The organism is Corynebacterium suranareeae, from assembly GCF_002355155.1.
Classification (GTDB): domain Bacteria; phylum Actinomycetota; class Actinomycetes; order Mycobacteriales; family Mycobacteriaceae; genus Corynebacterium; species Corynebacterium suranareeae.
The window spans coordinates 3310818-3335322 of the sequence record NZ_AP017369.1; the positions used below are offsets into that span (position 1 = coordinate 3310818).

General features: G+C 52.8%; 20 protein-coding genes. 15 read left to right on the plus strand and 5 right to left on the minus strand.

What is annotated here, in order from left to right; translation table 11 throughout:
• Window positions 1–12: 12 nt before the first annotated feature.
• Window positions 13–1272 (minus strand): serine--tRNA ligase, encoded by a 1260-nt coding sequence (gene serS, locus N24_RS15150; protein WP_096460310.1) that lies wholly within the window; start codon window positions 1270–1272, stop codon window positions 13–15.
• Between the two features lie 127 nt (window positions 1273–1399).
• On the opposite strand from serS, the gene N24_RS15155 reads away from it, so the two are divergent.
• The 4 genes from N24_RS15155 to N24_RS15170 all read left to right on the plus strand — a co-directional run bounded on the left by N24_RS15155 (window position 1400) and on the right by N24_RS15170 (window position 4549).
• Window positions 1400–2215, plus strand: a complete 816-nt coding sequence (locus tag N24_RS15155) for a GntR family transcriptional regulator (protein ID WP_096460313.1) — start codon at window positions 1400–1402, stop codon at window positions 2213–2215.
• Between the two features lie 35 nt (window positions 2216–2250).
• Window positions 2251–3348, plus strand: a complete 1098-nt coding sequence (locus N24_RS15160; RefSeq protein WP_197702408.1) for a septum formation family protein — start codon at window positions 2251–2253, stop codon at window positions 3346–3348.
• Window positions 3345–3689 (plus strand): metallopeptidase family protein, encoded by a 345-nt coding sequence (locus N24_RS15165; RefSeq protein ID WP_096459005.1) that lies wholly within the window; start codon window positions 3345–3347, stop codon window positions 3687–3689. The genes N24_RS15160 and N24_RS15165 overlap by 4 nt, the downstream gene beginning before the upstream one ends.
• 221 nt (window positions 3690–3910) lie before the next feature.
• Window positions 3911–4549 (plus strand): hypothetical protein, encoded by a 639-nt coding sequence (locus N24_RS15170; protein WP_096459008.1) that lies wholly within the window; start codon window positions 3911–3913, stop codon window positions 4547–4549.
• 19 nt (window positions 4550–4568) lie between these two features.
• On the opposite strand, the gene N24_RS15175 is transcribed toward N24_RS15170, so the two are convergent.
• A complete protein-coding gene (locus N24_RS15175; protein ID WP_096459011.1) occupies window positions 4569–5240 on the minus strand; it encodes a histidine phosphatase family protein in 672 nt (223 codons plus the stop codon).
• A 2-nt stretch (window positions 5241–5242) separates the two neighbouring features.
• Window positions 5243–6190 carry a prephenate dehydratase gene (pheA, locus tag N24_RS15180; RefSeq protein WP_096459014.1) on the minus strand — a complete coding sequence of 316 codons (948 nt, stop codon included), beginning with the start codon at window positions 6188–6190 and terminating at the stop codon, window positions 5243–5245.
• Between the two features lie 39 nt (window positions 6191–6229).
• Between pheA and N24_RS15185 the strand changes: the two genes are divergently transcribed.
• The 10 genes from N24_RS15185 to N24_RS15235 all read left to right on the plus strand — a co-directional run bounded on the left by N24_RS15185 (window position 6230) and on the right by N24_RS15235 (window position 20245).
• Window positions 6230–7369, plus strand: a complete 1140-nt coding sequence (locus tag N24_RS15185) for an amidase (protein WP_167382142.1) — start codon at window positions 6230–6232, stop codon at window positions 7367–7369.
• Complete coding sequence (locus N24_RS15190; protein WP_197702409.1) at window positions 7366–8097, plus strand: CPBP family intramembrane glutamic endopeptidase; 732 nt, start codon at window positions 7366–7368, stop codon at window positions 8095–8097. The genes N24_RS15185 and N24_RS15190 overlap by 4 nt, the downstream gene beginning before the upstream one ends.
• 548 nt (window positions 8098–8645) lie before the next feature.
• The gene (locus N24_RS15195) at window positions 8646–10211 is read left to right on the plus strand and encodes a SpaH/EbpB family LPXTG-anchored major pilin (RefSeq protein WP_096459022.1); all 1566 of its coding nucleotides are present in this window, start codon (window positions 8646–8648) and stop codon (window positions 10209–10211) included.
• A gap of 111 nt (window positions 10212–10322) precedes the next feature.
• Window positions 10323–11198 (plus strand): class C sortase, encoded by an 876-nt coding sequence (locus tag N24_RS15200; protein WP_096459025.1) that lies wholly within the window; start codon window positions 10323–10325, stop codon window positions 11196–11198.
• Window positions 11195–12373 carry a SpaH/EbpB family LPXTG-anchored major pilin gene (locus tag N24_RS15205; RefSeq protein WP_096459028.1) on the plus strand — a complete coding sequence of 393 codons (1179 nt, stop codon included), beginning with the start codon at window positions 11195–11197 and terminating at the stop codon, window positions 12371–12373. Before N24_RS15200 ends, N24_RS15205 begins: the two co-directional genes overlap by 4 nt.
• Window positions 12374–12404: 31 nt before the next feature.
• Window positions 12405–15200, plus strand: a complete 2796-nt coding sequence (locus N24_RS15210) for an LPXTG cell wall anchor domain-containing protein (RefSeq protein ID WP_231911038.1) — start codon at window positions 12405–12407, stop codon at window positions 15198–15200.
• The gene (locus tag N24_RS15215; RefSeq protein ID WP_096459030.1) at window positions 15201–16082 is read left to right on the plus strand and encodes a class C sortase; all 882 of its coding nucleotides are present in this window, start codon (window positions 15201–15203) and stop codon (window positions 16080–16082) included. It abuts the gene before it with no gap.
• A 44-nt stretch (window positions 16083–16126) separates the two neighbouring features.
• Window positions 16127–17371 carry an LCP family protein gene (locus N24_RS15225; protein WP_197702410.1) on the plus strand — a complete coding sequence of 415 codons (1245 nt, stop codon included), beginning with the start codon at window positions 16127–16129 and terminating at the stop codon, window positions 17369–17371.
• A gap of 122 nt (window positions 17372–17493) precedes the next feature.
• Window positions 17494–18354, plus strand: a complete 861-nt coding sequence (locus N24_RS15230; protein ID WP_197702411.1) for a hypothetical protein — start codon at window positions 17494–17496, stop codon at window positions 18352–18354.
• A 649-nt stretch (window positions 18355–19003) separates the two neighbouring features.
• A complete protein-coding gene (locus N24_RS15235) occupies window positions 19004–20245 on the plus strand; it encodes a DUF3500 domain-containing protein (RefSeq protein ID WP_096459039.1) in 1242 nt (413 codons plus the stop codon).
• Between the two features lie 357 nt (window positions 20246–20602).
• Here N24_RS15235 and N24_RS15240 read toward each other — a convergent pair whose 3' ends face one another.
• Together N24_RS15240 and N24_RS15245 are read right to left on the minus strand one after the other, a co-directional pair.
• The gene (locus tag N24_RS15240) at window positions 20603–21517 is read right to left on the minus strand and encodes a DUF5926 family protein (RefSeq protein ID WP_167382143.1); all 915 of its coding nucleotides are present in this window, start codon (window positions 21515–21517) and stop codon (window positions 20603–20605) included.
• Window positions 21501–22262 (minus strand): glycerophosphodiester phosphodiesterase, encoded by a 762-nt coding sequence (locus tag N24_RS15245; protein ID WP_096459045.1) that lies wholly within the window; start codon window positions 22260–22262, stop codon window positions 21501–21503. The genes N24_RS15240 and N24_RS15245 overlap by 17 nt, the downstream gene beginning before the upstream one ends.
• A 392-nt stretch (window positions 22263–22654) precedes the next feature.
• Here N24_RS15245 and N24_RS15250 point away from each other — a divergent pair, with 392 nt between their 5' ends.
• Complete coding sequence (locus N24_RS15250; RefSeq protein ID WP_096459048.1) at window positions 22655–24046, plus strand: GntP family permease; 1392 nt, start codon at window positions 22655–22657, stop codon at window positions 24044–24046.
• Window positions 24047–24505: the final 459 nt, after the last annotated feature.

Consider the following 24505-nt stretch of genomic DNA (forward strand, 5'->3'; position numbering starts at 1 on the left):
CGCGCTTTCTGCTTATTTAACTGGCTTGAGCACATCTTTGCCCACGAATGGACGCAATGCCTCAGGAACAATCACAGAACCGTCTGCTTGCTGGTTGTTTTCCAAAATGGCAACAAGCCAGCGGGTGGTAGCCAAGGTGCCGTTCAACGTAGCAGCGATCTGTGGCTTGCCGTTTTCATCGCGGTAGCGGGTTTGCAGGCGACGTGCCTGGAAGGTGGTGCAGTTAGAGGTCGAGGTCAACTCGCGGTAGGTGTCCTGGGTTGGCACCCATGCTTCCGTGTCGAACTTCCGAGCAGCCGATGCACCTAAGTCTCCACCTGCGACATCGATAACACGGTAGGGAACCTCAATGGCAGCGAGCATTTCTTTTTCCATGGCAAGAAGCTGCTGGTGGACATCTTCAGCCTCTTCGGGCTTGCAGTAGACAAACATCTCTACCTTGTCGAATTGGTGCACGCGCAAAATACCGCGGGTGTCCTTGCCGTAAGAACCGGCCTCACGGCGGAAGCAGGAGCTCCAACCGGCGTACTTTACTGGGCCTTCATTAAGGTCAATGATTTCATCTTTGTGGTAACCAGCTAGAGCAACCTCGGAGGTACCAACCAGGTACATGTCATCGCGCTCAAGGTAGTAGATTTCCTCGGAGTGATCGCCTAAGAAACCGGTGCCGGCCATGATTTCAGGGCGCACCAACACAGGTGGGATCATCATGCTGAATCCGGCTTCGCGGGCTTTTTGAGCAGCCAACATGAGCATGCCCAGCTGCAGCATCGCGCCATCACCAGTCAGGTAGTAGAAACGAGCACCCGATACCTTGGTGCCGCGCTTCATATCAATAAGACCTAAGGATTCACCCAGCTCCAAGTGATCCTTTGGCTCGAAATCAAACGTCCGAGGCTCACCGATGGTCTCTAGAACAACGAAATCATCTTCACCACCGGCAGGTGCACCAGCAACCACGTTGGAGAGCTTCATTTGCAGCTCATTGACCTTTTGCTCCGCAGCTTCCTGCGCAGCCTCGGCTTCTTTCACCTTGGCTTTAAGCTCATTGGAGCCCTCTAGCAGCGCGGGGCGTTCCTCCGGAGAGGCCTGTCCGATCTTCTTTCCAAATGCTTTTTGCTCAGCGCGCAGATCATCGGCAGCCTTGATGGATTCGCGTCGAGATTCATCAGCACTAATCAGTTCGTCCACAAGCGCGGGGTCTTCGCCGCGAGTGATCTGGGAGGTACGAACAACGTCCGGGTTTTCACGGAGGAATTTCAGATCGATCATAAAGAACAATCTACCGTGATCATTAGACATTTGGACACTTAGGGCTTTGTTGGTTTGTTAGTGATCTTTAAAACTTGCCTCTCCAACCTCCTGTCTGGTTATGACCAGATGGGCTAAAATGAACACCATGCCTGCAGAACCCCTCAACAAGGACGCACTCCCCACCGCATCCGATGGGGCGGTACCTGACACACCACGTGCGGATGACCTTCCCAACCACGTGCTTGTCGACGGCCTCAAGCCCAAGCACCAACAGCTGCGCGAAATCCTAGAGGAAATCTGCACAACCCAACTCCACCCTGGGGATATGCTTCCTGGTGAACGCATCCTGGAGGAAAAATACGGAGTCAGCCGCATTACGGTGCGTCGCGCTATTGGCGATTTGGTTGCTTCCGGCAGGCTCAAGCGCGCCCGAGGCAAAGGTACTTTTGTGGCGCACTCCCCTTTAATTTCCCGCCTGCATTTGGCGTCTTTTTCTGCAGAGATGGCCGCCCAAAATCTGTCTGCAACCAGCAGGATCTTAAGTTCTTCCAGAGGTCCAGCCCCAGATGATATTGCGGATTTCTTTGGCACCGACCGAACGTCCCAGCACATCACGCTGCGTCGCCTCCGCTTAGGAAATGGTCGCCCCTACGCAATTGATCACGGCTGGTACAACTCCGAATACGCACCTGACCTGCTAGAAAACGACGTGTACAACTCCGTGTATTCCATCCTGGACAGGGTCTACGGTGTCCCGGTCACCCAGGCCGAGCAAACGGTCACCGCGGTTGCCGCGGACGAGGACACCGCAAAGCTTCTCGACGTCACCCCCGGTGCCCCTTTGCTCCGGATCCTAAGACAGTCACTTTCCGGCGACAAGCCCGTGGAATGGTGCGTTTCCCTGTATCGAACCGACCGTTATTCTCTAAAAACATTGGTCACACGCTCCGAAGATCTCTGACGTGAGCACATTTTGGTGGCATGATGGTGACAATCATGAGTACAAACATTGACACCTCGACGTCTCCAGAGGGTGAAACCAAGAAGAAATCTTCTTTCCGCACCGCGGCCTCTGTGCAGACCATGCTTGTTGCAGCATTAGCGGCAACAGCTGCTGTTGGCGTGTACTCCTACAACACGGATACTTCTGCAAACGGCGGGCAATCCCCTTCAGGAACTGAAACAAGCACAGTCGCCTCCACAACCACTGTTGCCTCATTTACCACCGCTGATGTGGGGCAATGTGCAACCTGGGATGTTAATGATCAAGGCCTTGTGTCTGGTTTTGAACAAACAAGCTGCGACCAAGAACACCGCTTTGAAATCTCCACTCGAGAAAACTTAGCTACCTACCCCAGCTCTGAATTCGGACCCGATGCAGAGCCCCCAAATTTAACCCGCCAGGCACAATTACGTGAAGAACTCTGTCAAGCGCCCACTCTTGCATATTTAAATAACCGTTTCGATCCATCCGGTCGCTACACCATCGCCCCAATTTTGCCCCCTGCCGAAGCATGGGCGGCTGGTGATCGCACCATGCTGTGTGGTTTGCAGGCGACCGACGCATCAGGCACACCCCAACTAACCGTGGGTCCAGTTGCTGCCAATGACCAAGCACGCGTGTTCAACACCGGCGCATGTGTAAGAGTGGAATCTTCAGCCGAGTTCCGCGAAGTAGATTGCGCAGAAGACCACCACCTAGAATCCATTTTGACCGTCAACCTTGGCGTACCATTTTCCCAAGGCGTACCCAGCACCGATGAACAAAATGGCTTCCTCGGAAATACCTGCACCCAAGCAGCCATTGATTACCTAGGTTCGGAAGAAGCCGTCTACCAATCCACACTGCAGATGTTCTGGCCCACCATTACTTCTAATTCCTGGTTGGGTGGATCCCATAGCGTGAACTGCTATTTAATGTCTCCTTCCACCGAGGGTGACGCAACATTTAACACCCTCAATGGATCAGCAACCGGCACGTTCACCATCAACGGTGAAGTTCCTCCACCACAGCCAGAGCGTGATCCACTGCGCGAAGATGCTAGTGCAGCTGCCGCAGATGTTGGTGTTCCAGTAGAAGAGAATTCTCCATGATTGAAGTCAGCGACGAACGCTTTGAAGAGCTGGTGGATTTAGCCTTCGACCAGGTTCCCCAACAGTTTTTAGATCATATGCGCAACGTGGTTTTGCTCATTGAGGATTTCAACCCGGATTCCCCCTATATCCTGGGCTTATACCACGGCGTTGCCCTCACAGAGCGCACCTTCAACCATGGTGGTTTGCCTGATTCCATCACGATTTACAAAGGTGCGCTGCAAAATTATTGCCATTCAGAAGAACAACTAGTGGAGCAGGTTCGGGTAACCGTGCTGCATGAGATTGGTCATTACTTCGGGCTCGGAGAAGAAGACCTGCATCGTCTGGGTTATGCCTAAGCCCATTGCTTCTCAACTAAATTTCTGCGGAGCCGTTTAAGCCGAACACGCATGCCACAACTTCGTGACGCCTGCTTAACCCCCTCAAGATGCCACCAAAAAATCAAGCTAAAACCCTGAAGCCGGTGCCCTGAAAGTGGCTATATCTTTGTACCTGAAATAGGTTTAAGATCAAAAGCAATAGCACTCGTGCAGCACCTTCTTGAGAAAAGAGATTTGCCATGAAACCTAAGCTCATCACCGCTGTTGCAGTTTTCTCGTTTTCTTTCGCACTAACCACCCCGCTGGCTCCATTCGCACAGGCCGCAACTGTTGCCATCAACGAAGACTATTGCTCCTACAACCTTGAAGCTGGGGACTACGAACTGATCGTCGCCGCAATTGAAAATGCCGCCTCCACGGATCTCAAACGGCTTTATCCTGATGAGTTCATTGATCAAGCAATCAGTGATTATCGGATGGTTGTGGTGGGAGCGTGGCCAGGTAGGGAAGAATTCCTCGCCGAGTTAAAGGACAGCTTGGAGGAGGCTGGTTTCACTAATGACGATTTCAGTATTTTGGACGACGCAGTATTGGGGTCAAAGAACGTCTTCTACTGGGTCCCTGGAGCCACCCCAGCTGAAGCTGCGCAGAACGTAAATCTCCTCGCTGATGAATCCATCGATGCTAGTCGCTATCCAAATACGCATCGTGTTCGCACAGCATTGAACACTGCCATCAAGACAGCGAACCAGGCGTGTGTGAATGGGGAGGAAATAACATTTTCCACTGATCTCACTCAGCCCGAGCTACCTACACCGGGCAGTAATGATTTCAGTTCTAGTACGTTTCGTTTTGGAAGTAGCCAGGCACTTCCATAACTGACAATAACTAACCTAACTATTCTTGCCACGGCAGCGGGCTATCAGTCCAGCGCACAACGTCCCATTGGCCAAATTTTTTCCCGTTGGGTTCTAGCACCACAAAGCGGCAGTTGCCCAGGTAGGTGTTGAAGGCAAAGTTGGGATCAACTCCGGTGGCATGTGTTGCCACAATGCGGATGACAGCACCGTGGCTGACAACTGCGACGTCGCGGTCATCATCCAAATCGTGGCTGTCCATGATCCGGTCAAGGGTTGGTTGGTAGCGGTTGAGTACGTCCTGATAGGTTTCACCACCAGGAAGACCTGCGGTTGGGTCGCCGTGGAGCCAGCCGTTAAGAGCGCGGGAGTAGTTCATGTGGGCTTCTTCATCGCCACGCATTTCAAAGTCACCGACATTGATTTCTTGGATGCCTTGAACAACATCAAGGGGAATCGCACCGGCGTGCAGGTCACGAGCCTTTTCAAAGGTGGAGGTGGCTAGCACTGCGGTTTGTTGGGCACGAAGCACAATTGAACTGTAGACGTGGGCTAGGCGTTCACCGGAGTAGGTGGCTAGTTCGTGGCCTACCTCGAGAGCTTGTTTACGGCCTAAGTCGGTGAGTTCCGCTCCCGGTGGGCGGGTGTCTAGGAGGTGTTTGACGTTGTTGTGGGTTTGCCCGTGTCGTAGCAAAATGATGCGGCCGGCCATGGCTAGTTAAGTTTCCTTCCTTCGCTTGCTGCGCGAACCCATTCGTCCGCCTTTTGTAGCTTAGCTAGTTGGTCGGTTTGTGGCGTGCTGTCTTCTGCGCGGTTAGACGGCCAGGATCCAACGAAGACGAGTTCTTCGGCGTGGAGATACAGTGCGCGGAGTGCTTCGGCGACGGGGATGTCGCGGATGTGGCCTGCGATGTCGAGGTGGAATCGGTAGGTGCCAAATACTTTGCGGGTGGGTCGCGATTCAATGCGGGTGAGGTCAACGCCACGGTTAGCGAATTCATTAAGCGCACGCACGAGACTGCCCGGCACATTAGGTAGGGAGAAGATAACTGAGGTTCGATCGTGTCCGGTGGGTTCCGCGACGGCGGTTTGCGCACGCACGGCAACAAATCGGGTGCGGGCACCGCGCACATCGGCGACATCATCTACCAGGCGTTCAAGGCCAAAAAGTTGGGCGGCACGCGAAGGTGCGGCGGCGGCATCAGCGGTTCCTTCGGCCACCATTTGGGCACCGGCACCATTGGAGCTTGCTGAAAGGTAGGTGGCTTCTGGAATGTTGGTTGCCATCCAGTTTTTGACTTGTTGGTACCCAACGGGGTGGGTGGCCAGGGTTTTTACGTCGGCAAGCGTTGTTCCAGGCCGGGCCATGATGGAAAAGGCGATGTCGAGTTCTTCTTCGGCGATGATTTGCACGTTGGAGCCCTGGTCAAGGGCGTCGAAGGTGGGGGTGACGGGGCCGTCGACGAAGTTTTCGATAGCAACCACCGCAAATTGCGCGACACCGCTGCGCACAGCGTCGACTGCTTCTTGCGGCGATTTCGCTGGTAGCTGCTCAATCTCACCGTCGCCGAACACTCCGGCGTCGGCAAATTTGTAGAGGGCTTCTTCGGTGAAGGTTCCGGCTGGCCCCAAATAGGCCACAACAGTTGGTGCGTCGCTCATGGTTACACAGCTTAACCCGCCGAACTAAGGTGGGTGTCCATGTCCGTTGCTCAATTAGCCAACCGCTTAGCCCAGCTGTCTCCCGCCGAGCATGGTTTTGAATGGTTCGACCCTGAAATCACCGCTGGCCATGGCGTTGGCCCGCTGCATGGCATGATCATTCCGGCGAAAGACTTAAACGATGTGGCAGGCATGCCCACGGCGTTCGGCAACGTCACCCGGCGCGCGATGGCAACGCAGACGGACCCGTTTATCCAACGCCTCATTAACCGCGGCGCGATCATCGCAGGCAAAACCCAAACCAGCGAGCTCGGCATGACAGCGTACTGCGAACCCATCGGCATGGAGGCTCCCGACAACCCCATCCTGCCTGGTCATACGCCCGGCGGATCGTCTGGTGGTGCAGCCGTTGCTGTTGCCAGATCGCTTGTCGACGCCGCCCACGCCTCAGACGGCGGCGGCTCCATCCGGGTTCCGGCCGCCGCATGCGGACTGGTCGGGTTTAAACCCGCCCACGATTCCAGCGGCGCAAACCCCTCCACGCAAGGGTTTATTACCCGCGATGTTGCCACCCAGGCGCGGCTGCACGCAGTTCAACCACGAAACCGGCGCCTGCGCATCGGCGTTCTCACTGAGCCCATCCACGCTAATTCGCTTGTCGACGCCTCCTTCCTGAGCATCCTCGAATCCACCGCCCACCTACTGGAGAAAGCCGGCCACGAGATAGTGTCCGTGCCCCTCCCCTATGGCGCTTGGGCGTTTGAAGCTTATACAGAAGTGTTCATGATGAAATCCGCTGGACTAACCAACCTGGGCAGCCCCATTACAAGATGGTTGAGTGAACAAGGCCGAATGCTTTCCCCCTCTGCACGACAGTCATGTATTGGCGCTTTTGATTCCGTGGCTGAGACTGTACACGGAGCATGGGACATCGATGTTTTATTGACCCCTACCTTGGCTTTTAGCCCTCCGAAGATCGGCCACTTTTCTTCCATGCCACCTGAGGAAGACTTCCGCGCGCAGACGCAATGGACACCATGGGCAACGCTGTTCAACATGACTGGTGACGCAGCAATCAGCATCCCGGTTGATGGTGTGGGCATTCATCTTGGCGGAGTGCGCGTAGGAAATGAAGACATCCTTGGGTTGGCTGCATTTGTGGAAGGAGCTGTGGCATGAGTGATTCAGTAATGTCGCCACGTCGGATCAAGGCGGAAATACTAATCGTTTTAGCCATCACCTTTGGCATGAGCGGTCTGCGATCAATCCTGCGCCTCATCGATGACTTGCTTGCACCGGTCGCGCTCAACGATCAACAAGTTGCGCTGAATGCCTCGATGGCTAACTCAACGTGGTTGGATCTTGCTCTGCAGCTATGTTCTGCCGGTGTGCTGTTTTTCTGGGGAGCACTGGCAATCTTCCTGCTTGGTGAGAGATTTCACTGGATCAAACCCAAAGATTGGGCATGGGGTGCAGGCCTTGCAGCGCTCATCGGCATTCCCGGGCTGATCTTCTACGCGAGTGCTGTTCACCTGGGACTCTCAAAACAGGTCGTGCCCACCACGTTGGAAACCTGGTGGGAAATCCCCGTGCTGCTCATATGGTCAGCTGCCAATGCCTTTGGTGAAGAAATCGTGGTGGTCATGTGGTTCTTCGCTAGGCTGCGTCAACTGAAATGGAGCGTGCCAGCAGTCATTGTGGCGTCTTCGGTTTTACGCGGTTCCTATCACCTCTACCAAGGATTGTCCGCTGGTTTCGGCAACATCATCATGGGTGCGGTGTTCGCCTACTTCTATCACCGCACAGGCAAAGTCTGGCCGCTAGTGATCGCGCACTTCTTGATTGATGCGGTGGCTTTTGTGGGCTATTCCGCCATCGGCGGGAATCTGAGCTGGTTGGGACTATAGCTTTCGAGCACATCCAAGTCAGCCGGGGACGGTCTGATGTCTGAGTATCCGAGAGGATAGATCACCGGCACTTAAATAAGACGTGATGGCACCAAGCTCTCACACCACCAAATACCGATTAATTAATAGGGTTAATCCCAACGAGCGCAGTTATGTAAAACATTAAGTTCTTTAATAAAATCCCAAGGTAGCCATCTAGAATTTTCTTAAAAATGGCCGCATGGACATTACTTTCCTGAGAGACAGATGTCCACCCAAGCAGTAAAATCTCGCCCGGCTTTGGCAGATTTAAATTGTGTGACCACCCCTAATACACACCCCCACCGATATTAGAACTTCATTATTTTTGCAGGTGAAGTGAGTTGAACATATTTGACTATACTCCGAAGCAATTTCCAGGTTATTTTAATGTGCAGATACGCAAAGTTTCTAATACGATCCTCATTGTTCACCAAAATTAAAGAATCAATAGGAAAACTCGATCCGAAGCTTCTTTTTTCGATACGCAGTGCTCCGACCTGACTCCACTCTTCGAATTTAGGAATGCAATGAACCCGACCTCCAAGCGGATCTCCGCCGCCGTCCTCAGCCTCGCTCTCGGATTCACCCTCGCAGGCGCCCCCATGCTCGCCCCAGTTGCTTCTGCCCAGATTTCGATCACTGCTGGCGAAGCGTCCACCGTTACACTCGGCAGTAACGTTTCTCTAACGATCAACAAGTACGACGGACTCCCTGTTACAGATCCTGCTGATCTCGCAAATCTGGCACCACTAGATGCAACATTCACGATTGAAAAGGTTCTTCTAAACAACAACCTCAACACCCTCGCCGGTTGGCAAGAGCTGTCAGGATACACACCGACTACTGCACCCAAAGACACTGCATTCACACCAATCTCGGTGACTACAGATGCTACAACTGGTCGAGGCGTAGTTAGAACCACAGATGATGGAACCATCATTGACGGTACTGATGTCGTGGATCCGACCTTCGTTGTTGGCGCCTATGTAGTAACAGAAGTTGCTAAGGCCGGATATTCTATTGCACCACCATTCCTGGTCACCCTGCCATTCACAAATTCAACTAACAACGACTGGAACTACAACCAGGTCGTTCACCCAAAGAACCAAGCTGATATCACTGTCGAAAAGGGCGTCGAAGACCTTGGCGCAACAATCGGCAGCACCCTGAACTACACTATCTCTGCACCACTTCCTGCTGGTAACCTAACCAGTCTCGAAGTGCTCGATGATCTCCCAGACGAACTGGGAACAGCCACCAACATTGTCGTGTCCACTCGAATTAACAACGGTGCACCACTTGTGGAACTACCTCTCATCGACACCACTCCAGTAACAACTGGTGGCACCGATGCAGTTCCAAATAATCTCTCCATTGTTTTCGGAGAACTTGATCGCGCCGAGCTCGAGAGCCGACGCGTTGGCAACCCAGGACTAGAGCTCGTTGTCACATTCAGCGCCGTGATCACTTCGCTCCCAACTAATGGAACCATCGTCAACCACGCTGTCATCAACCTTCCTGGCGGTTTGACCTTTAGCACCGATGATCCAAATGATCCAGACGATGGCGCACAGACCCACTTGGGTGATCTGATCATCCGCAACGTTAACAACGAAGAACCAGCAGTTCTCATCACAGAAGGTTCCGCAACCTACGAATTGTGGCGCTGCCAAGCCAACGGCGCTGGTGGTTTCAATGTGATTTCCCAGGTTTCCGCAGCTACTGATCCTGCTGGCCCAGCTGTCGATACCTTCACCACCACCGGAGGCACCATCACTCTTTATGGTGTTCAGGCAATTGACTGGGTCAATGGCGCTGCCCCAACTGCAGCAATTGGCCAAGATCTCTGTGTTGTTGAGCTGGAGTCTCCTGACGGATACGAGCTAAACCCAGAGCCAACTCAGGTTGAATATGTGGACCCACCGGTTGGCTACAACATGGAAGCTGATGTTATTCACCTCGCAAGCGATGATGTCATCACCCTCCCAGCTACCGGTGGCAACGGCACCATGATCCTGATCGGCGCCGGTGTTCTCGTGGCAGCTGCTGGTGGAGCTGCTGCGGTTCGTGGAAACCGAGCACGCAAGAACTAACATCCACTCCCTGATCAGATGCAGTTTCTATAAGTAACAGTGTTTGATCAGCCATCGCGCGACTAGATTCCCTGGTCGCGCTTCCGGCTTTAAGTGTTGAGAGATTTTTAAATGGGCGCCCACACAATTCCAGCTCCCAAGCCTGCTTCTTCTAGAAAAAGCACGCTTGGTTATCAGCTGCGCTTTGTGGTGGCGCCCATTGTTCTTGTTTTGGTTGGCTTGAGCATCATTCTCACACCTGTTGTGTCCACTCAGTTCCACAATTGGCAGCAGGCGCAAGAAGCGCAAGAGTATTCAGAGCGCATTCAGCGGCAGGAAGCTGAAGTCCTCAACGCGGAGCGCAGCCAAGCTAATGATTGGAACGCAGTCCCATCAACCTCAGCCGCAGTTGATCCGTGGTCTGGCCAGGTCGATCACAACACTCCGGAATATCAGCTTTACCTCGAACAACTCAATACTCTTCCAACTATGGCTAGGGTTCGTGTGCCTGCTGTTGGTATTGATTTGCCTGTGTATCACGGCACTGATGAGCACACCTTGGCTCAAGGTGTCGGCCATTTATTTGGAACTGATCTGCCTCTCGGCGGGGTTGGTAACCATGCAGTTTTGACCGGCCACACGGGAATCACAACGGCAACGCTTTTCGACAACCTCATCGATGTCACAGACGGCGATCTCATTGCCGTCGATGTCCTCGGTGAAACCTTGACTTACCAGGTCAACGACATCACGGTCGTCACTCCCGACCAAGTCGATGCCTTGTCCGCGGATTCTGACCGCGACCTTCTTACCCTCATCACATGTACTCCTTACGGCATCAATTCGCACCGACTGCTCGTCACCGGTGAGCGCGTTTTTGGAGCCGAACTCCCCGCCCAAAATTCCGCCATCTTTTCTTCTTGGATGTTGTGGGCGTTGGGCTTAAGTCTCGCAATCATTCTGATCACTTTGCTGTGGATCGTCCGACGCAAGAAAGGCCCTCAATGAAACGGGTTTTCCTTCTCTTCCTTGCATTTTTGGTGCTGTTCCCCTCAAATGCGCACGCGCAGAGCCCTCAAACCGGCTCCATCACCATCCATAAGGAAGCAAGCAGTTTCGATAGCCCGGGCTTAAGTCTCGCCGGAATCGAATTCCAAATAAACCGCCTCAGCGAGATCGATGTGATGAGCGAAGCAGGCCGCAAGGCCCTAGAAACGCTCAGCGTTGCTGACGTGCTTAAAGGGCAAACGCTTATCGACGCCCCCCTCTACCAACAAACCACCCTCGAGGGCAGCATCGGTGTCGCACGATTCACCGACCTCCCCATCGGCGCCTACTTGGTTCAAGAGCTTCCCAGCCGAACTGGCGATGTTTCACGAGCCATCACTTCCCCATTTTTTGTGAGCATCCCTTACTTCAGCGTCGACGGCACCTACTACAACGTTGAGGGCAAGCCGAAAATCCAGCCGATCACCCTCACCAAAAGTGCCGACGTCAGTTATATAAACGCAGGTGACAAGTTTGATTACACCCTCGATGCCGTCGTCCCGCTTCCCGATACCAACAGCGAGCTCCACCGCTTCGTCATCAAAGACACCGTCCCCGACGGACTTGAAGTCAACGATAACCCCCGAGTCACGATGCGCGGCCTTAACTACCAGTCCACACTGCAACAAGGCACTCATTACAGCTTTACCGTGGACAATAATCGCGACGTCACTTTACGATTCTCCCCCAACGGCCTCACCGAGCTAGCGCGCGCACGCCAACAGCATTTCGATCTCACCGTGCAATTCACCTTCGAATCCACCGCCTCCAAAGATCTAGCCGACGGCACCCGCCTCCACAACATCGCCTACTTCTATCCCGACGGCTACCCAGACACCGACGACTCCCGAAACATCCCCTCCAACGAAGTCATCCTCGCCGTTCGAAAAGACGACAACGGGATCATCGTCCCACCAATCCCGACGGTCCCTACCTTCCCCAGCACACCGGACACCCCTGGCTACGCCCCCGATCCAACAGATCCCACTGGCAGTACCAACGCTGAAAAAGTCCCCGAAAAGCGAAACATCCTGGCCTCCACAGGCGCGAGCGTTATCGCCATGATCGTCTTCGGCCTAATTCTTGCCACCATCGGTGTCGCACTGATCTGGAAGAGGCAGAGCAATGAACAGTAAACGATTCAATTTTCCGTCCAAAGAGGTCAAAATGTTTCGAGCAAAGATCACACGATGTATTGCAACAGTTCTTAGTGTGTTCTTGATTGCTGGTATCGTCACGCCTACAGTTTCTCAAGCCCAAACTTCTAGCCCGTACGACCCGCTGTCAACTTATCTAGACGATGCTTACTCATATGGCTATGGAGGCCTATTAGATCTTCGATTGTTAAATCAACATCTACGAATAGGTCCAGATAATCGTGCTCTTACCGTGGCGGAGCTGAATGGCGTAAACCAACTTTGGGAAGCGCTAGAAGATGACACTAATAATGAAGAGCCCAACACTTCTTCGATCAATCTTGGACTTTTAGAACTCATTAACGTCAACCTTGGCCAAATATCTCTTCCCCTATTGGGCGATGGAGGACTGCTTCAATTCGTCCTAAACGACGCCCAAGTTGGTGTTCTTAGAGAATTCGCTCATGCACCTTCGGTGAATCATGCGATTGGTGCAGTAGGTGTCGTAAGTGATTCGGGTGGTTTGGAAGTAACACAACCAGGCGAAGGCGCAAATGCAGAAATAAATATCCTGAGCTTGCTCGATCTTCAAAGCACTATTATCGCAGACACAGTTATCGATGAAGCCCACCTTTCACTCGGTGCATTAAGCGCTGGAGCAATTAAGCCTGACCAAAATCTTAATGAACTTCCTGCGCTAAACTGCGCCGCAAATTACACCGAATTTGATTACAACAAGCTTGACCCAAGCGAGGATCTTTTCGGAACACCGTCCGTACTTGAACAAGAAGATGGCCGAATCTGTAGCTCTTATCAAATCGCTGATGCTGAGCTAGTCATCAGTGCTCCTCTAGTCGGTGGCCTGGTGACTGAACTGGGAAGCACACTGAGAACACTTTTAGGCGGAGTCGAAAACACACTCAACTTGCTGCTCGGCTCTGACGGGGTACTAGAGGTCCTGGGTCCAGTTCTGGATCCAATTCTTTCTGTCACCGCTGAAGCTAGTATCGATGAAGACACCATTGTTAATTCGCTTCTAATCGATCCCCTGACTTCTTCGGATGAACTGGTAACAATCGATCTCGGCACAGGATTGATAAAAGTAGATCTTGAAAAACTACATACTGACGGTTTAAGCAATTTAGAGCCCAATACATCACTCTTGACTGCTGCGCAGTTGGCAAAAATCACAGATACTGTGACAAACCTCTTGACAGCAAGTGCCGTAGAAGAGCCAAACGGTCTCAACGCAAAACTAGATAAAATACTGCGTGGAGAAAATAAGCAGGGTGGTTTATATGCAACGGAACTTACCCTCGACGTATGTGTGCTTGGGGTTTTGGTTGACTGCTTGCTAGAAGTTGAGCTAATTGCCACCCTCGGAGGTCTGCTCACTGGAGCTACTGGAACCACTGACATAGACGAGTATCGAAATGACCCTTATGGAAAATACTATCGCTCCGGAGCTCTCGGTCTCATCCTCGGACCAGTTGTTGCAACACTTTTGAGCACAGTTGGTGGAATCGTTGAAGGCCTTCTCTTCGGAAACGATGACAATCCATCTGGTCTCTTGGGCGGCCTCCTAGGTGATCTCCAAACAGCAGTCATCAGTCCGTTACTTTCAACGCTGAATCCTGCATTAGTTCTAGTACTAGATCCGATTGCCAATATCATCATTAACCGACAGACTTTAGTAGAAGTTGAGCACGGCACAGTATTCACCGTCTCTGCGCTTGAAGTTAATATTCTGGATCTAGGAACATCTGCGAGCGATGTAATTCATCTACCATTGGCCACCGCATCTGTCATGGCACAACATTGGAAGCCATTCGAGATACAGCTAAACGTCGCCAAACAAGGTGATGGTCGTAATTTGCATAGCGGTGGTTTCACTTATGATCTGCAATGTGTCGATGGAACTACGCCGGTTTTCGAATCTGAACTAGTGGAATACACATCTAACAAAGTCGGAGAAAGATTTGAATATTCATCTGCTCAAAACCAGTTGCAATTAGTTGGCGCTACAGGGTTAACAAGCACTGCTCTACTTCCCGCAGGTTCTGAATGCCAATTGATGGCGAATCCTTCGTTGGCAACTGAGAAGTTTTCAGCTCTTCAACCGACAGGCACAACTCCTACAAGAACTCCATACACTTACTTCCTTGACACTAGCGATCAGGGCCTTCAGGTGTCGGCCGGAGAATCATTGTGGGAAACGATCACGGATCTAGATAGTCTCAGTTCTTATTCTGTTGAAGATGCGTGGAAGCAGCACTCCATCACTATTACGGTTCCTGAACAAGGGGATAAAATTCCTTTCAATATTGTTCACTCCTACGACATTGACACTCGAAATATTGAAGTCGTTGCAACGACCGATGGTGTGGCTCCAACTGATCCTTACGTCTTCGAATACTCGATTGACAGTGGTGCCACTTGGACACCAGTTGTGGATAATCTCATTTCAAATGTCCCGTTCATTGATGGGACTAGTTTGGAACCAATTCAGGTTCTTGTTCGCGAGCAGCTACCCACACCAGTACCCGATGTCTCTTGGATGATCGCGGATCCAGAAACTCAGTTAGACAGCACAGTAGAAAATGGGTATTCAACTGCTAAACAATTTGCTGCTGGGTATGGCCTCGATGCAGATTCCTCGACAACTCCGAATCTTCAACTCGTGGCGGCCAACGGAGTTCCCGTCGAGATCAACTTTGAAGCCATGCTTCCAAAGACCGGTCAGACAACATTGGTGTGGGTCATTGGTTTGGGACTACTCACAGCACTCGGTGCAGTGATCATGTACGTGCGGAGCAGGAAGCAGTAATTGTCTAAACATCAAAAGGTAGCCAAGGCCGGTAGTGCGGGGCGTGGGTCTCGTATTACTTCGTTGGTCTTGCTGATCGTAAGTTTGGCTCTGCTGTCGTATCCGGTGGTTGCTACAGTGTTGGCGGATTACAACAATAGTGAGAATGCTCGTCGATACGCGGAGGAGATTACGGAGTCCGCGACGCCAGAGACGATCCAGCAGCTGCGCAGCAAGGCGGAGGATTACAACGCTGACCTGTGGGCTACTGGGCACCCGGTGCGGCAGGAAAATCCGGAGGATCCTGCGTACCAGGGTTATAAGGAGCAGTTGCTGACTTCGGATCGCTCAACCACGATGGCTCGCATTCAGATTCCGGATGTGGGTATTGATCTGCCGATTTATCACGGTACGACTGATGATGTTTTGTACCGAGGTGCTGGCCATATGTACAATTCTGACCTACCGATTGGTGGAGAGAGCAGTACTTCGGTGATTACTGCGCATACGGGCATGGTGAATGCGAGTATGTTCGATAACCTGGGAAAACTTAAAGAGGGCGAGCCTGTTTACATTAATGTTCTTGGTGAGACTCTGCGCTATCGGATGACTGGCTACGAAGTGGTGAAGCCGGAAGATTATGATGCGGTGACGTACGAGGATGGGGTGGATAAGCTCATTCTGATTACCTGTACTCCGTACGGCATTAACTCGGATAGATTGCTGGTCACTGCCGAGCGAGATCACTCGCCGATTGAAGAAGGTGAAGTTCCTGATGGTTGGCGTTTACAGCTGTCGTGGTGGATGAAGCTGGACTTGGCGATTATTGCCACCATTATTGCGATTGCGTTGTGGTCAACAATCCGCCGGAGGAAGAATCTCAAAGTAGAAATTTCAGGATAATCCCTTAAATACATCTGTCCCGCCTAGGCGCTACTCTATTAACCATGGATTCACCAGGACAGGGCGAGATTGCCCGCGATAGTCAAGGACGCCCGATACTGGACCGGTATGGTCGGCCGGTTCGGGTTCGTCCGCAACCGCGGCAAACTCCCCCGGCTCCTCGAACCCCTCCGGTGAATGAAACGCGGGTCTATCAGCCAAGGCAAACGCCACCGCGCCAGACTCCTCCAAGGCAGACACCTCCACGACAAATGCCTCCTAGGCAAACCCCACCGAGGCAGGTTCCCCCACAACAGCATTACCAGCAGCCTGGTCAGATCGGACAGGTTCGTCCACAGCCGCCGGTGATTGCAAATGGTGGAGGGAGACGTCGAAAAGCAATATCTTTTAAGCCCCGTGGCTGCCTTGGCTCGCTCGCGGGCCTGGTGGCTGTGGTGCTGGTGCTCGCTTTTGTGGTCGCGCTGTGGGCGGATGCCAAGCTGAATCGCGTGGATGCGACGCCGGCGACGCAGGTGGCGAACACCGCTGGAACGAACTGGCTGCTGGTGGGTTCGGATTCACGGCAGGGTTTAAGTGATGAGGATATTGAGCGGCTGGGTACCGGCGGCGATATCGGTGTGGGGCGTACGGACACGATCATGGTGTTGCATATGCCGCGCACCGGCGAGCCGACGTTGTTGTCGATTCCGCGTGATTCTTATGTCAATGTCCCTGGTTGGGGCATGGATAAGGCGAACGCCGCGTTTACCGTGGGTGGCCCGGAGCTGCTCACGCAAACCGTGGAAGAGGCCACTGGCCTGCGGATTGATCACTATGCGGAAATCGGCATGGGTGGTTTGGCAAACATGGTCGATGCGGTAGGCGGCGTGGAAATGTGTCCCGCTGAGGCCATGTATGATCCGCTGGCGAACCTGGATATTCAGGCTGGTTGCCAGGAATTTGATGGCGCGACCGCGCTGGGTTATGTGCGCACCCGTGCCACTGCCCTGGGCGATTTGGACCGCGTGGTGCGCCAGCGTGAATTTTTCTCCGCGCTGCTGAGTACCGCCACATCCCCGGGCACGCTGCTGAATCCGTTCCGCACCTTCCCGATGATCTCCAACGCAGTGGGAACATTCACGGTGGGCGAAGGCGATCACGTATGGCACTTGGCAAGGTTGGCGCTGGCGATGCGCGGTGGAATCCAGACAGAAACCGTGCCGATCGCATCATTTGCCGACTATGACGTAGGAAACGTGGCGATCTGGGATGAAGCTGGAGCCGAAGCATTATTTAGCTCCATGCGCTAAAACCCCAGCTAATTACTCACAGGAAGTGTTCAGTGAACTTTTGGGCTAATTAATTATCTTCCCTAGAATCTTGGATACTTCCCTCCACGGATCGCTAACGAAGCAGTTTTATCGTTGGACTCATGAAAAAGCACCTCATGATTCCAGCGGCTCTGCTCATCGGTTCCCTCGCGCTTGTCAGCTGCGCACCGACGCCTGCCACGCAAAACGTCGAAACCGTCTCCGCCGCCATGACCGACACCCCGACCTACACCTCCTCATCACGGTCCGTGGAATCCACCGCCGGCACGGTCGCCGCCACCGAGGAAGCCGCGCTCACCCTGCAGGCCAACAGCCCCGGGGTGCCCGGCGCCGGAGGCACAAGATATAGCTTTAATTCACTTACGGTTTCCGAACAGGCCGCGGCAAGTGCCGTGCTAAAAGCCTTGCTTAACGACGCCTCCTCCCAACACTTCGCACACCCCTCCTACCTCGACATCTCAGGAACGCCTTCGGCGGATAACACCTGGGGAGTATCTTTCAGCGGAGACGCCGGATCAGCTTCGGCAATTTTCTCAGGCGGTGGCGTGGAAATCTCCGCCGTTGATATGCCACTATCCGCCGACTCCCTGCCCCAGATGAATTCCTTCTACAGCAGCCTGACTCAAGAGCAATTGGATGGTTTGGAATCCGGTATAGCTGTTTCTTCACTGAGCGCTGGCCAACAGGACGTGCTTTTAGATATGGTGGCTACCTCTGTCGGTTTGGCAGACAGTGAAACCACCGACACGATGATCACCAAGATCCGCGATTCCTTATCCGATACGTATCTATTTGGCACCGCCGATGAACTTTCGATAAGCGGCCCAGAGGTAGATTTCGAGGTTTCCCGCCAGGGCAGTGCGTTGAAGGTGACTTACCGAGACCCAAGCACCGATAGTTTGATCGCCGAAGAACGAGTGGACATTTCCGGTGTGGCTGCTGCACCCCCTGAGGTTGTTTAGGGTTTCTTGGTTGTTATGGTTTTTGTGGTTTGCAGGCGTTGATACTGCATTGATACTGCATATACGACCAAATCCATAGGTGTTCTGAGAATTCTTGGTCGCCAGTGCAAGTTTACTGGTCTAGATAACGCCGCATTTGACCAAAGCTTGCTCTCAGAACAGCTCGCTTGGTCGCCAGATGAAGTGAGGTGCAATTGTTGATTTTGAGCCCAGAAAAAGTGACCTCACAGAATCGCGTGTGAGAGCCTTTCCGGTCCAGGGTGATGCAAATACTCATCTGGAAAACCCGGTCGCTTAAATTGGCTGTCATGGACAGAAGAACAGGTTAAGGGAAAATGTGTGCTTCCCGCGGTCACCACTAGAGCCGTACATTACACAACAAGATATTGGCAAAATGGAGGCCAAAATCGAGAAATCTTGTTGTCTTATGTACATCAGCCTTCTGCCAAGACCCTCCCCTTTTCAACGGTCAGGGGTTGCCGGATCGCATTGTCGTGAGATCATTTCTTTGGCCTACAAAAAGCACACACCTCCCCCTCTTGTAGGAGAAATGGCAGCTCAACACACACAGAAACTGTTCAGCAATCATGCAGATACTTCCCTTTTAGCTTTCATCACCTTGCGAGCATGAAGTTTCAAGTTAGTTCTCATGCGCCTCAACAAACGAATCCCCGCAGCACTTTCCGGACTGCTGCTTTCCACTGCCCTTCTTGCCGGTTGCTCAACTTCTGGAACCGACGAGACCACGACAACGACCGTTTCCTCTGCTGCGGCATCAACCATCACTTCCACTTCTTCAGACTCTTCGGACTCTTCGGCCTCAAGCACAACCGCAGAGACCATCTCCAACACTGCGGACGCTGCCCAAGCATTTTTGGATACTTTGTCCACTGAAGAACAAGACGCCGTTCTCTACGACTACGACGCCGAAGAAAAGTCCACCGGCTGGTCCAACTTCCCCGTGACTTTCGTTGAACGCTCCGGTGTAAACCTCACTGATCTCACCGAAGAACAGCAGGCAGCAGCACTCAATGTTCTAAAGAACCTGCTCAATGATGACGCCTACCAAATGATCGAGGAGATCATGGCTGGCGATCAGTACCTCAACGATGAAAGCAACTCCACCGAGGATTCCCTTGGCCAGTACTACATCGCATTCTTCGGCGATCCAAGCAGTGATTCTGATTGGGCAATCCAATTCGGTGGCCACCACATCGGCATCAACGCCACCTTCTCTGATGGTGAGATCACTTTCGCCCCAACTCACCTTGGCACCCAACCTTCCAAGTGGACCAATGAAGACGGCGAAACCATCTCCGCTCTGGGCAATATGTACGACACCGCTTTCGCCTTCTACGACAGCCTGACCGAAGAGCAGCAAGAAGCTCTCTACCAGGGCGAAGAACTTGATTCCATGGTGTGCGCACCAGGCAGCACGTGTGACTACCCAACCGGTACTGGCTTGAAAGGTTCCGACCTCACTGATGAGCAAAAAGAATTGCTCATTGATGTCATCGCAAACTGGGTTGGTCTAGCCGATGAGGAAACCACCGAAACTGAACTCGACGCGATTCGTGAAACCTTGGATGACACCTACATCAACTGGTCTGGTGCCACCGAATACGACACCTCCACCGGCGAAGGCATCTACTTCCAAATCAGTGGTCCAAAGGTTTATATTGAGTTCGCTAACCAGCAGGGATCTGCAGGTGCCGATATTGACGGCGTCATCACCGCTGGTTGGGGGCATATTCACACCATCTACCGTGATCCAACCAATGATTACGCTAATTCTGTCACCCAGGAAGAAGCCAGCGGAATGATGGGCGGACCTGGCGGTGACGGTGGCGAAATGCCTTCCGGAATGCCTGGTGAAGCTCCATCAAATTAACAAGGCACTAGAATGATCCGCCGCTAAGTTGCACACCAAACTAGGCGACCAAATCCATAGGGGCTAACACGGTTCTTGGTCGCCAGATCAAATCTGCAAGCCTGGAAAACGTCACACACGACCAAAAATCTCCTTTGGATGAGCTGCCTTGGTCTCCAGGTGAAGTGAGGTGCAAATCTTAAAGATTGGGGCCAGAAAAGTGACTCCACAGATTCGCGTGTAAAGCCCTGGCAGAGCTTGGGTGATACAAATACTCGATCTCAAAATCCAGTTGCTTAAAAACCGTATTAGATCCCAGACAAAAGCGCGCACCCCATCACAGAAAAGGGGCACGCGCTTTTGGTGTGTTTATGTATTTTAGCGGATGGTCACCTGGCGGGACTTGATGTTTTCAAGCTGGCGGCGCTCATCGGCGTTGAGCTGTGCATCGTTGTCTAGCTCAGCAACGATCTTCTCGTTCAGTGCCACCAACACATCGGCGTAGTCGGTGTGTGAACGCTCAGGATCGAGATCCCACACTGGGACGACGATGCCGTGGGTGCGGAAAGCGCCAGCAAACTTGGTTTCTTCGCCTAAGTTGAGCTCGCCACGAGCTGCGATGCGTGCCAAAGCGTTGAGCAATGCGGTTTCGTTTTCGGTGCGTACCCAGCGGATATGCGCCTTGCCACCTGGGTTGACCCACCACACGGCACCTGGAACATCTGCTTCAACTTCGTAGGAAGGCAAGATGGAATCATTAGCTGCCTGCATGTGCTGTGCAACTTCTGGGGAGAGGTTGTCGTTGTCAGCCAACCACCAGTTGAAGTCTTGGTGGGCGGTGATGTTGAGGAGGGAGGCGTCGTTAAGCAAGCTCTTTAGCTCTGGCTGCGTGCCATCCGCTGTGGCGGTGGCCAGTGACTCGCCGGGTTTTGCGTTGATGACCCAGTTCAGCGCGAACGCGAGGTCCTTGCCCGGGTTGTTGGAGCGGATCGCCTGCTGCATTGCAACGAATGCCTCGCCGCCGAATGCTTCCTCGCGCACGAGCGCTGCGGCTGCACCTGGGAGGACGGTGCACAAGGTGATTTTGCGGTCGGTACCTGCAACGGTGATCGGTGCTGTTGCAGATGGAATGAATTCCTGCAGCGCCACCAGCTGTGGCTCCATTGCCAAGCCATCAAACGGGCGTGGTTCACGCTCAAGCGCTGCACGTTCAGCCGCGCGGGCTGCAAGTTTTGCCTGACGACGGCTCATGCCCTCCGGCAGCTGTTCATTCTTCTTATTCTTCTTTGCCATGCGCATTAGCGTACATGGCAGGCTCCGCGTCTGCGTTCAGAAGCTCCGCTGCACGGTCAGGATAATTAGTAGCCAGCATGTCAACGCCCTGGTCGCGCGCCCACAGCATGTCTTTTTGCTTATCGACGGTGAAAAGATAGGTGGGTAACCCCTTGGCCCCAATAATCTTCGGCTCCAATTTCGCCCGCTCCAGCGACAACCCCAAACCGGTGGGCACACCGCAGCGCAGATCACGTGGATTACCCCACCGCTCCCACGACCTGCGCAGATGAATCCGATCAAGGTGTGGGGCAAGGCGAGCCATGCGATACATCGCGGGAAGTGCAAAAGAAATGATGTGGATGCGTGGATCTTCCGTCAGCCCGCGATATTTTAAAATTTTTGTGATTTCTTCTTCCAGCATGACCGCGTAGCGCATCGGGTGCTTGGATTCTATATAAAGGTGCTTATCTGGATAATCCTCAAGAATGTCCAACAGATTGTTTAGAGTAAGCACCTTTTCTGGGGCTTCTTTGGTGCCAAAGTTCAAGCTCAGCAAGGATTCCAAATCTAAACGCGACACCCTGCCACGACCATTGGACACGCGATCCACAATGGGGTCATGGACGTTGACCACTTCGCCGCATTTAGTTAGCCGGACGTCAGTTTCAATTCCATGAATCGGTAACTCCAGAGCCGCCCGAAACGCAGACTCTGTTAACTCGGGAAAGCGAGACGATAAACCTCGGTGCGCAATGATCTTCATGAACACATCTCTCTTGGCTTTAACTACCTGCTATCGCCTCTAGTATCCCTCCAAACCGCACTCCTTGCAGCGTGAACGGAAATAAGTACACTGAAGCATTTTTGTGACTTGGACTACTTTCGCTTTTGATGGCTGGGGGCGGGGTAGGTGAGGAAGATTTTCGGACAACCGGATACAATCCCAAGATAGCAATCGATTGCATAGATTCTTGGGAAAGTTTGGCCGGTAATTTACCTGCCCGATTGGGTGGCAAAAATCCGGTTAGACGCAGCAGCAGGCGTAAATTATTCAGTGACAACCATTGGGTTTTAAAAAAGTTGTGGCTTAAATCTCAAGTTCTGTGTACTTTGATCATACTTATTCATTCGGATTTCTTACGAAGGATCACCTCCATGGACACTTGGGAACAAACACTTGGAGCAGGGCCACTGCTCGGCATCGCAGCCGGAGCCATTGCCCTCATCTTGGTTCTCGTCATCGTTTTTAAACTGCACGCTTTTCTCACACTGGTACTGGTGTCAATCGTCACCGCACTCGTTGCCGGTATTCCTGTCACCGCAGTTGTCGATACTTTGCTCGATGGTTTTGGTGGAACGCTTGCCTCGGTCGCCCTACTGGTGGGTCTGGGTGCAATGCTTGGTCGATTGGTTGAAACATCAGGTGGCGCAAAATCTCTAGCCGACACCATGGTGCGAATCTTCGGTGAAAAACGAGCACCTTTCGCACTCGGTGTTGCATCCCTAATTATGGGATTCCCCATCTTCTTCGACGCTGGCCTCGTGGTCATGCTCCCCGTGATCTTCGCAGTTGCTCGCCGACTCAACGGCTCCGTTCTCACTTTTGGCATCCCTGCAGCTGGCGCATTCTCCGTCATGCACGTGTTCGTCCCACCACACCCAGGACCAATTGCAGCTTCAGAATTCTTCGGCGCACAGGTTGGATATGTGCTGATCGCAGGCATCATCGTTGCACTTCCAACCTGGTACTTGACCGGTTACCTGCTGGGTAAGTTCCTTGGCCGAAAGTTCCCGCTTCCCGTACCTGACCTACTCAGTGGTGGAGCACAAGAAGACGATCAGCCACAAAACCCCGCTAGTGCTGCATCAATTATTGTCATTTTGCTCATTCCGATGCTGCTCATCTTCGGCAATACCGGAACGTCAATGGCCGTTTCCGCCGGTCTTCTTGACGCAGAATCTGCGGTAGTGAAAATTTTGGGATTCCTTGGCGAAACCCCAGTAGCCCTGCTGATCACCGTGATCATCGCGCTGTTCTTCCTAGGCAATCGACGTGGCGTTAATGGTTCCGCACTGGAAAAGACCGTCGAAGGTGCCCTCGGACCAATCTGCTCAGTCGTATTGATCACTGGCGCCGGTGGAATGTTCGGTGGAGTGCTGCGCACCTCTGGAATTGGTGGAGCACTTGCAGATTCCATGTCCGACCTGGGACTTCCAGTAATTGCAGGATGTTTCATCGTGGCAGCCGTCCTTCGCGTCGCTCAGGGTTCTGCCACCGTTGCACTCACCACCGCCGCAGCCCTTATGGCTCCCGCAGTTGCCGCCGCTGATTTCAATGAATTCCAACTAGCAGCAATTGTCATCTCCACCGCTGCAGGATCAGTCATTGCCAGCCACGTGAACGACTCCGGATTCTGGCTTGTTGGCCGACTCATGAACGCCGATGTCCCCACCACGCTAAAAACCTGGACCGTAAACCAAACCTGCATTGCGATTGTGGGATTCGTGATGGCCTATGCAATGTTCGGGTTGGCATCGCTTGTATAGTCCGCTGGTTCCGTTGGTTCACAGACTTTAAGTTCGAGACCTTAACTGCGATTTCTTATTACCGATACCAGTCGGTTTTGGTTGGAAATCCGACTGAAATCGGTGTTAAGAAATTGAGCTTGAGGTATCGGAGGTGCGGTATCGAACTTAAGAAATCGCACTTTAGACCCAACGCACTCAGAGCGCTTTTAAGGCGTCGAAAATCTGTGATGGGCATTGGCATAGGTGGGGCCCTGAAAAGACCTTAGAAGCGATTCTGGAGCCTTAAGATTTTTGGGATCAGCCACCAAAATTTACGCCACACAGACGGGACCAAACCAGGAGACCCAGAAACCTCGAAAAGCCAGAATTTGGGCATCTATGTTTGGTATCAAGCGCGATAAACCAAACCAGGAGACCCAGGATCTACGAAAATCAGAATCCTGGGTCTCCTGGTTTGGTGTGGCGCGTTAAGCGCTT